This window comes from Stenotrophomonas sp. 278, assembly GCF_003935715.1.
Classification (GTDB): domain Bacteria; phylum Pseudomonadota; class Gammaproteobacteria; order Xanthomonadales; family Xanthomonadaceae; genus Stenotrophomonas; species Stenotrophomonas maltophilia_AH.
Genome location: NZ_RHPP01000135.1, coordinates 1 through 11,218, shown reverse-complemented (window position 1 = coordinate 11,218; position 11,218 = coordinate 1). Strand labels below are relative to the sequence as shown.

The 11,218-nt window shown below is 66.9% G+C and carries 10 protein-coding genes and 1 pseudogene; 10 read left to right on the top strand and 1 reads right to left on the bottom strand.

The features are described from left to right. From EGJ34_RS17795 to EGJ34_RS17760, 8 genes and pseudogenes are all read left to right on the top strand, one after another. A pseudogene (locus tag EGJ34_RS17795) lies at nucleotides 1–183 on the top strand (RNA polymerase subunit sigma-24); the annotation flags it as partial. A gap of 174 nt (nucleotides 184–357) precedes the next feature. Then, nucleotides 358–1,554 carry a hypothetical protein gene (locus EGJ34_RS17790; RefSeq protein ID WP_260477048.1) on the top strand — a complete coding sequence of 399 codons (1,197 nt, stop codon included), beginning with the start codon at nucleotides 358–360 and terminating at the stop codon, nucleotides 1,552–1,554. Beyond that, nucleotides 1,545–2,645, top strand: coding sequence for a hypothetical protein (locus EGJ34_RS17785; RefSeq protein ID WP_125361807.1), 1,101 nt, complete (start codon nucleotides 1,545–1,547; stop codon nucleotides 2,643–2,645). Before EGJ34_RS17790 ends, EGJ34_RS17785 begins: the two co-directional genes overlap by 10 nt. Nucleotides 2,646–2,688: 43 nt before the next feature. Beyond that, on the top strand, nucleotides 2,689–3,354 hold the full coding sequence (locus tag EGJ34_RS17780) for a hypothetical protein (RefSeq protein ID WP_125361806.1): 666 nt from the start codon (nucleotides 2,689–2,691) through the stop codon (nucleotides 3,352–3,354). A gap of 22 nt (nucleotides 3,355–3,376) precedes the next feature. Further along, complete coding sequence (locus EGJ34_RS17775; protein WP_125361805.1) at nucleotides 3,377–5,023, top strand: CsgG/HfaB family protein; 1,647 nt, start codon at nucleotides 3,377–3,379, stop codon at nucleotides 5,021–5,023. A gap of 212 nt (nucleotides 5,024–5,235) precedes the next feature. Further along, nucleotides 5,236–6,885, top strand: coding sequence for a M28 family metallopeptidase (locus EGJ34_RS17770; protein ID WP_125361804.1), 1,650 nt, complete (start codon nucleotides 5,236–5,238; stop codon nucleotides 6,883–6,885). A gap of 199 nt (nucleotides 6,886–7,084) precedes the next feature. After that, on the top strand, nucleotides 7,085–8,344 hold the full coding sequence (locus EGJ34_RS17765; RefSeq protein ID WP_125361803.1) for a histidine kinase: 1,260 nt from the start codon (nucleotides 7,085–7,087) through the stop codon (nucleotides 8,342–8,344). Next, on the top strand, nucleotides 8,334–9,107 hold the full coding sequence (locus EGJ34_RS17760) for a LytTR family DNA-binding domain-containing protein (RefSeq protein WP_125361802.1): 774 nt from the start codon (nucleotides 8,334–8,336) through the stop codon (nucleotides 9,105–9,107). Before EGJ34_RS17765 ends, EGJ34_RS17760 begins: the two co-directional genes overlap by 11 nt. A gap of 120 nt (nucleotides 9,108–9,227) precedes the next feature. Here the strand turns inward: EGJ34_RS17760 and EGJ34_RS17755 are convergent, their stop codons facing one another. After that, nucleotides 9,228–9,842, bottom strand: a complete 615-nt coding sequence (locus EGJ34_RS17755; protein ID WP_185750229.1) for a hypothetical protein — start codon at nucleotides 9,840–9,842, stop codon at nucleotides 9,228–9,230. A gap of 190 nt (nucleotides 9,843–10,032) precedes the next feature. Here EGJ34_RS17755 and EGJ34_RS22335 point away from each other — a divergent pair, with 190 nt between their 5' ends. Next, nucleotides 10,033–10,182 carry a hypothetical protein gene (locus EGJ34_RS22335; protein ID WP_185750228.1) on the top strand — a complete coding sequence of 50 codons (150 nt, stop codon included), beginning with the start codon at nucleotides 10,033–10,035 and terminating at the stop codon, nucleotides 10,180–10,182. Between the two features lie 47 nt (nucleotides 10,183–10,229). Beyond that, nucleotides 10,230–11,138, top strand: a complete 909-nt coding sequence (locus EGJ34_RS17750; protein WP_125361800.1) for an oxygenase MpaB family protein — start codon at nucleotides 10,230–10,232, stop codon at nucleotides 11,136–11,138. The last annotated feature ends 80 nt before the right edge of the window (nucleotides 11,139–11,218 follow it).

Genomic DNA, 11,218 nt, shown 5'->3' with positions numbered 1-11,218 from the left:
CAGCAGCTGGCGGCCGACCCGCGCCTGCAGCAGTACGCTCCGTTGGCGGCGGTGCAGGGCGACCTGTTGTCGCAGCTGGGGCGGGCGGCGGAAGCGGCAGAGGCGTTCGCGCGTGCGGCTGCGTTGACCACGAATGTGCGCGAGAAGGCGTTGTTGCAGGCCAGGGCTCGGCATCCCGCCTGACCGGGCACCGGGCAGCCACGCAGGGCGTGGCTCTACGGGATTTTCCACCGCCGTAGAGCCACGCCCTGCGTGGCTGCGCGGTCTTGCCCCTGTCACCGGACCGGCGTATTGTGACGCCCATTCACAAATCTGACCCGGTCTCTGCCAGGGTCACTCCATAAGGACAGCGGGACAATGGTTTCAAGGACGAAGCGTACGCGCGCGCATGGCGCGTGGCTGTGGGTGTGCGGGCTGGTGGTGGTGTTGGCCAGCGGGGCCGTGCAGGCCGCCGACAAATCCCAGCAGGCCTACTGGGCCGGTTTTGCCTATACCGCCGACCAGAGCGCGGTGAAGGCCAGTACCCCTCGCACCGCGGCGGTGCTCGAAGCACGCGGCCTGCCCACGCTCAACAAAGCCCTGTGGGCCCGCCTGAACGCACAGAAGCCGACCCAGCTGGAGCTGATTGACCAGCCGCTGGCGATGCTCGACGGCACCACGAGCGCCACCGTGCTGGCAGCGGCGCTGGACCGCGAACTGGTCTCGGTGGAGCCCATCGGCGGCCAGTACAAGGTGCTGGTGGAAGTGGCGCTGCAGGCGCTGTTCTTCGACTTCCGCGAACGCCAGGTGGTCGCCTCCTATCCGATCACCCTGCAGCGCATCGACGTGCAGGATTACCGCCCGGATGCCAGCGAAGTCGACGCCATCATCGCCGACCTGCTCTACGGCAACGCGGCCACCAGCCTGCCGCAGGTGCTGGCCGCCACCTTGAACCCGGCGAAGCTGCCGGACGCTTCGGTGCGCCGCCTGCAGGTGGGCGAAGTGACCCTGAGCGACGCCGCCCGCGCCAAGCTGCCGGACCCGGCGCTGGAACCGGTGCTGCGTGCCACCCTGGCGCATGAGCTGTCCAAGGCGATCTCCTCCAACACCGGCATCGGCCTGCTGCCGCCCGCCACCGGCCAGGCCATTGGCGGGGCGATGGCCGCGCGCTTTGCCGACGGCAAGGTCTACCAGCTGAAGATTCCCGAGGCCGACTACGTCATCAAGCTCAAGCTCGATGCCATGAAGCACGGCGTGATCAATGAAACCCCGGCGGTGAAAACGATGCTGTTTGGCGCGTTCTTCAACGTGTCGGTGGTGGAGCCGTTCTCCGGCAAGGTGTTCTTCGACCAGCCGCTACGCAAGGGGGCCACCAAGGTGGTGCCGGTCACGCAGTGGCAGGTGGACCAGTGGTCGGCCAGCTACGAAACCGTGCTGGCCGGGCTCGATGCCTTCGCCGGTGCCGCCGCCAAGCGCGCCGATTCGCGCGCCTGGCTGGACGAACAGAAGCCCGGCGGCAAGCCGCTGCAGCAACAGACCCAAGCCCTCCAGGAGTTGATCAAGTCATGCCGTTGATTCGTGCCGTACTGCTGATTCTCATCGCACTGATGGTGGCCGCGCCTGTCGCGGCACAGTCCGCCAGTTCCCGTGGTACCGGTTCGGCCAGCTATGGCCTGCGCCTGAGTGCCGACACCCGCGCCCAGGCCCTGAACAAGGCCAAGGTGAACGCACTGGAGGCGTACATCGCCGAGTCCGGCGCGGCCAAGCTGCGCCTGTTCGAAGCCCGCCGCGACGAATTCATCGGCGACATCGACCGGTACGTGCTGAGCGCGGTGCCGCTGTCGGACACCGAAGACAAGAAGGCCAAGACCTACACCGTCACCGTCCGCGCCGAGATCAACACCACCCTGCTGCAGACCAAGCTGGATGCCGGTTCGGCCACCGCCGGTGCCCGTGCCAGCGAGCGTTCGCTGCTGACCTTCCTGTTCATGGCGCGTGCGCAGGACACCGCGCAGTCGTTCCAGGACAAGGAATACCGCCGCGTCGACGCCAGCGTCAGCTATGACGAGAAGACCCGCGAAGGCGACAGCTTCCGTGGCAACTCGGTCAGCACCAGCGGCAGCATCAACCAGAACGCCTCGGCGTCGGTGACCTCGGGCGGCAGCACCACCCGCCGCAGCGACAACATCACCTGGAAGGTGTCCAACGCCAACGAGATCAACACTGCCATGACCGGTGCTTTCAGCGCCGCCGGCTATGAAGTGGTGGAAGCCGAGTACGTGGAAGGCGAAAGCCGTGGCCTGCTCAGCATCGAGCGCATCCGCAAGGACTTCAGCACCGGCAACGACCTGTCGGCCGCCACCCTGCGCGACACCGCCAACGGCATCAAAGCCGCCAACATTCCGTACCTGGCCGTGGGCACCCTGGACGTGGGCATGCGTGACCGCGACCCGGTCAGCGGCAACGTGCGCGTGTTCGTCACCGTGACCGGCAAGGTGCTGGACGTCAGCGGTCGCTTCCCGCGCACCGTCTCGTCGGTGGGTCCGGTGCAGTTCTCCGGTACCGGCCCGGATGAAAGCGTCGCCCGCACCAACGCGCTGCAGATCGCCTCGGAAAAGGGCGCGCAGCAGATGATCAACGAATTGAACGTCAAGGCCGTGCGTTAAACGCGACGCATTGCAATCCAACATTGAACAACAGGGGAACTCCATGATCCGCAAGACCCTCATCGCACTGGCCATCGCCACCGCCTTCACCGCTCCGGCCCACGCCCAGTTCGGCAAGCTCAAGGACCTGGCGGGCGGCGGCAACACCGCTTCGTCGTCCTCGGCCAAGGTGCCCGACGAAGCCGCGCAGGAAGCGCTGGTGCGTCGTTTCGTGTCCTCGCAGTCGCACTCGCTGCAGGCCCAGACCTCGTTCGCCAAGGCCTTCGGCCTGGCCGAACAGGTGCAGCTGCTGGAAGCCGAGCGCATGGCGCTGTCGTCCGGTTCGGTCAATGTGGACCAGATGAAGAAGTCGGTGTCGGTCAGCGAAGCCGCCCAGGCCGCGATCGATGAGCGCGTGGCCGCCAAGCCGGAGCTGAGCGCCGAGTCCAAGCAGCACTACGCCGAAGGCCTGGTCTCGCTGGTCGCTTCGGCGGCCGATGGCCAGAAGCTGAGCGGCGAAGCCAGCAACTTTGCCAGCGGCATGAAGAACCTGGGCGCTACCCAGATGGCTACCGTGGGCCGCAAGCTGGCCGCTGGTGCGTGGGTGGCCAAGGAGTCGCCGGGGTACCTGAAGGGTCTGTACAGCTCGTCGAAGGCGGCGCTGACCTTTGCCAAGGCTTCCAAGATCAAGGTGCCGGGCAACGCTGAGTCGATGCTCGATTCGCTTTGATCTGACCTGAGGAAAGGCCCGCATGCACAGCTCCGTACGACTGTTGAGCCTGGCCCTCACCGCTGCCTTGCTTGCCGCTTGCGGCAAGCAGGAGGCACCGGTCGAGGCGAAGGCAGACCCGAAGCCCGAGTCCAAGCTGGAACAGCCGGCTGCCGCTGAAAAGCCGCTGCGCGGTGGTCCGGATTTCGGTGGCACCACCCAGGTGGCCCGTGAGGCGGAGGGTATCGGCAGCACGCCGGAGCTGGCCGTGCTCAACGCCCTGCAGTCGGCGGTGTCGCAGGTCAACGGCGTGCGTGTGGCCAGCCAGATGCAGAGCATCCGCGCGGGCCTGCATGTGGACGTGGATGGGCAGCACGTCGGCGACATCCGCGCCGACGCGTTTGCCCAGCAGATGATTGCCGCCTCGCAGGGGGCGGTGCTGGGCTATGAAATCCTCTCGCAGGAAGAAGTGACCCAGCTGGATGAGGAAGTCATTGCGCGCGTGCGCGCCAGTGACGAGGGCTACAGCTACTCCGCCTCGGCCTCGGCCAGTGGTTCGGCGCAGGCACAGGCTGAAGCCTCCGGTGGCGGTGGCTCGGCCTCGGCCAGCGTCAAGGAAAGCTACAAGGAACAGGCCGAGGTGTCGGCCAAGCAGGGCGCGCGCTCGTTCGAGGGCGACTACAACCGCCGCACCCTGCGCAGTTACTGGAAGGTGCGCGTCCGCGCCGAAATCGCCAAGTACCGCGCGCCCGACGAGCAGGGCCGGCCGAAGATCGTGGTTGCACAGCCGCACGTGCGCTCGCGCACCTATGCGGTGGGCGACGGCCGGGTGGAAAGTGACGAGGTGGCGCGTGCGATCCGCGCACGTCTGAACGACACGCTGACCCAGACCAAGCGCTTCATCGTGCTGGACCGGGAATTCGGCGACGAGATGCAGGCCGAGATCGACCATATCAACAGCGGCAACGTGCGCCTGCAGGACACGGCGCGGCTGGGCCAGCAGCTGGCCACCGACCTGATCCTGGTGCCGACCATCGAGCGCTTCGAGTACCCGCGCAGCGTCCGCAACCTGCGCATGTCCGACCGCCAGGTGACCTCGTACTCCGGCGGTGGGCGCATCACCCTGCGCCTGATCAACGCCACCACCGGTGAGGTGGTGATGTCGGACAGCTTCGACCACCAGCTGGCGGGCACCGGCCCGAGCACGCTGCCGCGCGTGGTGGACGGCAAGGGCATGGCGGCCGCGATGATGGAGTCGCTGTCGGGCCAGATCGGCACCGCGATCATCACCGAGATCTTCCCGGTGTCGGTGGTCTCGGTCAGCGGTGACCAGGTGGTGCTGAGCCAGGGCGGTGATTCGCTTAAGGTCGGCCAGCGCTGGCAGGCCGTGAGCCTGGGCGAAGAGCTGAAGGACCCGCAGACCGGCCGTTCGCTGGGTCGTTCGGAAATGCCGTGCTGCACGATCCGGATTGACCGCGTGGCGTCGCAGACGTCCTACGGCACGATTGAAGGGGGCGCGGATCTGGGCGGGGCGGCGTTCAAGCCGGGTTCGATTGAACTGCGCCAGCAGGCGGCGGCGGTAAAGCAGACCGCCGCGGCGGCACCGGCAGCGGCAGGCACGGCCAAGCCGAAGCCGGCACGCGCAGCGGCTCCGAAGCCGGCCGCACCGGCGGAAGATCCGAACTGGTGATGGTTTGAAGAGCTGCCGGCCAGCGGCCGGCACTACCGCGTGGTGACGCACCGCCTGGGCCGGCCAACGGCCGGCGCTACCGGTGCTGCAACGCACGGTCTTGGCGTCGCGACCCTGCTTCGGTAGCGCCGGCCGTTGGCCGGCCCAGACGATGCGTGCAGGTTATGATCCGTTGGATGATGGGGTGTGTCCCCCGTGCTGCGGAGAGAGCAATGAAACGAGTGGTACTGAGCGTGCTGGCCCTGTCGGTGTCCAGCGCGCTGATGGCGGCGACGCCAAAATTCGACGGCGCGCGGATCTCCGCCGACGTCAAGGAACTGGCTTCGGACGCCTACGAGGGCCGCTCCCCGGCCACTGCCGGTGAAGAAAAGACCGTCGCCTTCCTCAGCAAACAGTTTGCCGCCGCCGGCCTGCAGCCGGGCGGCGACCTGAAGGACGGCACGCGCCTGTGGACCCAGGCCGTGCCGCTGCGCAAAGGCGACATCGTGGGTACGCCCAGCTTGTCGCTGGCCAGCAAGGGCAAGCCGCAGGCGCTGACCCAGGGCCAGGAAATTGCCGTACGCGCGGCCATGAACGGCGCCAGCGAAGTCGACATCCAGAACGCGCCGCTGGTGTTCCTCGGCTATGGCGTGAACGCGCCGGAGCGCAACTGGGACGACTTCAAGGGCGTGGACCTGAAGGGCAAGATCGCGGTGGTGCTGATCAACGACCCGGATTTTGAAACCGGCGAAGGGGCCTTCGACGGCAAGGGCATGACCTACTACGGTCGCTGGACCTACAAGTACGAGGAAGGTGCCCGGCAGGGCGCGCTCGGCGTGCTGATCGTGCACGAGACCGCACCGGCCTCGTACGGGTGGGCCACCGTGGCCGGCAGCAACACCAACACCATGTTCGACGTGGTCCGCGACAACCCGGCCGAAGCGCACCCGCTGCTGGAAGGCTGGATCCAGCGTGATCTGGCGGTGGCGCTGTTCAAGCGCGCCGGCCAGGATTTCGAGGCGCTGAAGAAGCAGGCGCAGCGCGCTGACTTCAAGCCGGTCGAGCTGAAGGGGGAAACCCTGACCGCGAAGTACGCGGTGAAGACCGAAGTGATCACCTCGCACAACGTGGCCGCCCGTCTGGAAGGCAGCAAATACCCCGATGAAACGGTGATCTACAGCGCGCACTGGGACCACATCGGCGTGGGCAAGCCGGACGCGAACGGTGACACCATTTTCAACGGCGCGCTGGACAACGCCAGTGGTACTGCCTCGCTGGTCGAACTTGCCCGCGGCTTTGCCAAGGGCAAGCGCCCCGAACGCTCGGTGCTGTTCCTGGCGGTGACCGCCGAGGAAAAGGGCCTGCTGGGTTCGGAGTACTACGCCAGCCATCCTTTATATCCGTTGAGCAGGACCGTGGCGGTAATCAACATGGACGGCATGGCTCCGTTCGGGCCGTCGCGTGACTTCGGCATCTACGGTTCGGCCAAGCTGGAACTGCTGGACCAGCTCAAGGACGTGGCCAAGGGCTGGGACATCCGCTACACCCCGGACCCGAAACCCGAAGCGGGCCTGTTCTTTCGTTCCGACCACTTCCCGTTCGCCAAGCGCGGCGTGCCGGCGGTGTCGTACTCGGCGGGCCAGGACTGGGTGGACGGTGGTGTGGAAGCCGGCAAGAAGGCCTCCGACGACTACACCGCCAAGCGCTACCACCAGCAGGGCGACGAATGGCAGCCGGACTGGACCTTCGCCGGGGCCGCGCGCGACCTGGAAGTGGTCTATACGCTGGGCAACCAGCTGGCCAATTCGCGGGCCTGGCCGAACTGGAGCGAGGATTCCCAGTTCCGCGCCCCGCGTGAGGCCAGTGCGGCCGAGCGGAAATGACATGAATTGAAACCCCGTAGAGCCACGCCCTGCGTGGCTTCGACCAACCCGAATGGCCACGCCCAGCCACGCAGGGCGTGGCTCTACGGTGCAACCGGAGACCGGTTCACGCCCTCAATCCGGGGTTTCGTCGCACGGCGCTTGTTCCCTCTGGCCACAGGGCTATGCTCGCCTCACACCCTTGCCGGAACCCGCCACCGTGTTCGCCAGCCTCGCCCTGATCTTCCGCATTCTGGCTGCCTGGGCCGCCGCGCTCATCGTGGCCGGCTTCGTCTGGAGCGGCATCTTCCACGGCATGGATGAAGGCCCGGGCTGGGTGTTCGCCCTGCTGGTGCTGTTCCTGATGATCACCGCGCTGGGCAGCTGCATCACCCATCTGCGCCGGGTCTGGCTGGTGGCCGGGCGTCTGGACGCGCAGACCCTATCAAGCCGCCAGCGCCGTCAGATTGAAGTGCCCATGGACGCCGGTGCCGCCTTTGCGGTGGTGGAAAAGGCCATTGCCGAACTGCCACGCGTGGAAGACGTCGAAAGCGCCGCCGGCAGCCTGCAGGTGCGTGCCTACGTGCGCCGCGTGGACCCCTACAACGGCCGCAAGCCATCACGCTGGAACCTGCCGGCGCGGCTGGCGATCAAACGCAACAGCGTGCTGGCCACGGTGACCCCGGGGCAGGGGACCTGCAGCGTGACCCTGCTGTTCGAACCCGACGCCGGCGTGTGGGCCGACCTGTTGGCGGTGGACGAAGGCAGCAACTACGAGAACGCCGAGGCGGTCAGCCGCGCCATCACCCGCCGCGTGGCCGAGCAGCGCCGCGACGAGCAGGCCGCTGCCGAGCAGACCGCCACGGAGAAGGAATTGTCGGTGGCGCGGCTGAACCTGCTGCACGCCCAGGTGGAACCGCATTTCCTGTACAACACGCTGGCCAATGCGCAGGTGCTCACCCGCACCGACCCGCCGCGGGCCGACCAGATGCTGGGGCACCTGATCCAGTATCTGCGCAGCTCGCTGCCCAGCGTGGACGAGTCGATGTCCACCCTGGGCGTGGAACTGGAACGCACCCAGGCCTATCTGGAAATCCTGAAGATCCGCATGGGCGCGCGGCTGGCGCTGCAGGTGGACGTGCCGCCGGCACTGCACGGCCTGCCGCTGCCGTCGATGGCGCTGCAGACCCTGGTGGAAAACGCGATCAAGCATGGGCTGGAACCCAAGCCCGGTGGTGGCGCCGTCTGGATCATCGCGCGCAGCTTCGACGACCATGTCACCCTCACCGTCGCCGACGACGGACTCGGCTTCGGCCAGAGCACCAGCGGTACCGGCATCGGCCTGAAGAACCTGCGCGAGCGCCTGCGCCTGACCTGCGGCGAGCGCGCCGGCGTGGCCATCGTGAGCAACTTCCCCAGTGGCGTCGCCGCCACCATCACCCTGCCGCGCGACGCGCGCGAGGCCATCCATGCAGCTTGATGCACTCATTGCCGAAGACGAAGACCTGCTGCGGCAGTCACTGGTGGCCCAGCTGGGCCGGTTGTGGCCGGAGCTGCGGCTGGTGGCCGAATGCGAGGACGGCGCGAGCGCGCTGGAGCGTCTGGCCGAACTGAAGCCGGACCTGGCCTTCCTCGACATCCGCATGCCGGGTATCAGCGGCATCGAGGTGGCGCGCGCGCTGCCCGAGATCAGCCCGCGCACCCAGGTGGTGTTCGTCACCGCGTATGACCAGTACGCGATTGATGCGTTCGAGCAGGGCGCGATGGATTACCTGCTCAAGCCGGTCAGCGACGAGCGCCTGCTGGCCACGCGCGAGCGCATTCTCAGCCGCATGCAGCTGGGGCGGCCGGACAACGCGATGCTGGAACAGCTGCTGCAGCGACTGGGCCAGGCACCGGGCGCGCACAGCAACGCACCGCCGCTGGCCTGGATCACCGCCAGCAACGGGCGCGACACCCAGCTGATCATGCTGGAAGACGTGATGTATTTCCGCGCCGACAGCAAATACACGACGGTGGTCACCGAAGCCGGTGAAAGCCTGCTGCGCACGCCGCTGCGGGAGCTGCTGAAAGTGCTGGACCCGCAGAAATTCCGCCAGATCCACCGCTCGACCATCGTCAACATGAAGGCGGTGGCGGCGGTGAGTCGCGACGACACCGGGCGTGGTCAGCTGCGCTTGAAGCAGCGCCCGGAAGTGTTGAACGTGAGCCAGCCGTTCATGAGTCTGTTCCGCGGGATGTAACGGTTGCGCCGGCCATTGGCCGGCGCTCATGACCGTGGATGGATCGCCTGGGCCGGCCAACGGCCGGCGCTACCGGATAACGGACCGGGATCCATGTAGAGCGGGGCTTGCCCCGCTGCTTTAAAACGCCGGCTGCAGATGCAGATTCTGCCGACCGTCCGCCTCACCCACATGGTTGAGCTGACCCACCAGTTCCGAATGCTGCTTCATGCGGCCGATCTCGCGCATGATGCGGATGTCCTCATGCCGCAGCTCGCGCCTGGCGGTGACCGCCTGCTTGTAGTCCAGCACTTCCGGATAGTGATGCGCCATGTCCAGCGCCTCGGCCACGCACTCCACGGTGTCGGCGTCGCTGCAGATGCGTGCGCGGCTGTTGAAGGCTTTCATCCAGCGCTCGAAACCAGCCTGATGGTCAAACATGTTGGCCATGAACCAGATCACGAACAGGATCGAGACCCAGGAGCCGAACACGATCACCACGCGGGTGAAGGTGATATGGAAGTCGTCCTTCCACAGGTAATTGGCAATCAGGCCGAGGATCAGCAGCGAGGCCGCCTGCCAGCCGACGATGGACGCCATCAGCCACTGGCCCTTGGCCTTGGCCAGGGTGTCCACTTCTTCACGGATCTGCTGTTCACTCTTGTTGCGCCAATGCGCGACCTGCTTCTCGAACGGGCTGCGGTACAGCTCGTTGTCCTGTAGCAGCAATCCCAAACCTTTGAACAAAGCGATCATCACGAGCTCCTTGGGGAACGAGCGGTAGCGCATTGGACGAACGGGACATCGATGTAACGTAGAGCCGGGCTTGCCCGGCTCCGCATGCAGCCGGGCAAGCCCGGCTCTACATCGCGTGCATTCAGTAGTAGCACTTTCATTTCGCTTGGCAATGGGCAGTGCGACAAAACGCCGCAGGGGCGCTTTCTGAATGCGCAGCGGCCACAAGATCTTCCGCAGTGCGGCATTAAGATTCAGCAGCACCGTCGCGAAATTCCCGCATTTCCTGCTGCATACGCAAATTTTTCAGCCAGGCGCATCGCTTGCCGTGGCCCCCCTGTCGCAGATCACGCAGAATTGACGCAACCGCGCAGATCCGCGGCGTTTTTACCTCCATACGGACCTGCCATGCCGTCATTGCTGCATCGCCTCGCCACCCCTGCCACCGCATCGATCCGCCGCTGGGTGCTGGGCGCGTTTCCACGCGGCGAAAGCGGCATCGACTACGACCACCCGCTGGGCGACCCTGGTTGGTTCGGTCCGGACAGCGCCACCTGGCAGGTGCACGCCGAACTCCCCGGCATGCTGGCCGGCGGGCTGTGTGCGCTGATGCTGCAGACCCTGCACCCGCTGGCGCTGGCCGGGGTGTATGACCATTCCAACTTCCGCGGCGACCTGGTCGGGCGGCTGCGCCGCACCACGGCGTTCGTGGCCGGCACCAGCTATGCGGCCAGCGGCGAAGTGGAAGCGCTGGTCGCCAAGGTGAAGCGGATCCACGCGCAGGTGCGCGGGCACACTCCGGACGGGCAGCCGTATTCGGCCGATGACCCGGCCCTGCTGACCTGGGTGCATGTGACCGAAGCGTACGGCTTCCTGCAGGGCTACCGGCGTTACTGCCGCGATGCATCGCCGGCATTTGCGGACCGGTACTACAGCGAGTACCGACGCGTCGCGGAAGCGCTGGGTGCGACCGACGTGCCGGCGAGCGAGGCGGCGGTCACCGCGTATTTCGCCGCGCAGCAGCCGCAGTTGCGGTTTGATGCGCGTTCGCGCGAGGTGCTGGGTGTGCTGTCCGGGATTCAGTTGCCGGTGCCCATGGCCGGGCTGTCGCGCGAGTTGTTCCTGGGTGCCGGCGCGGCGCTGCTGCCGGACTGGGCCGAGGTGATGCTGGAGCGGACCCCGCTGCAGCGCATGCAGGCCGCCGCGTCGGCGCGCATGTTGGCCGGCATGTCGCCGCTGTTCCGCCGCGCCTTGACCGACGGCACCGCCCCACGCGCATACGCGCGCATGGGGTTGAAGATGACCCATCCCCGGTAGCGCCGGCCCGGGGGCCCCCCCCCCCCCAGCCCCGGGCCCGCCCCCCCCCCCCCCCCACGGGGGGGGGCCCCAAAAACCAC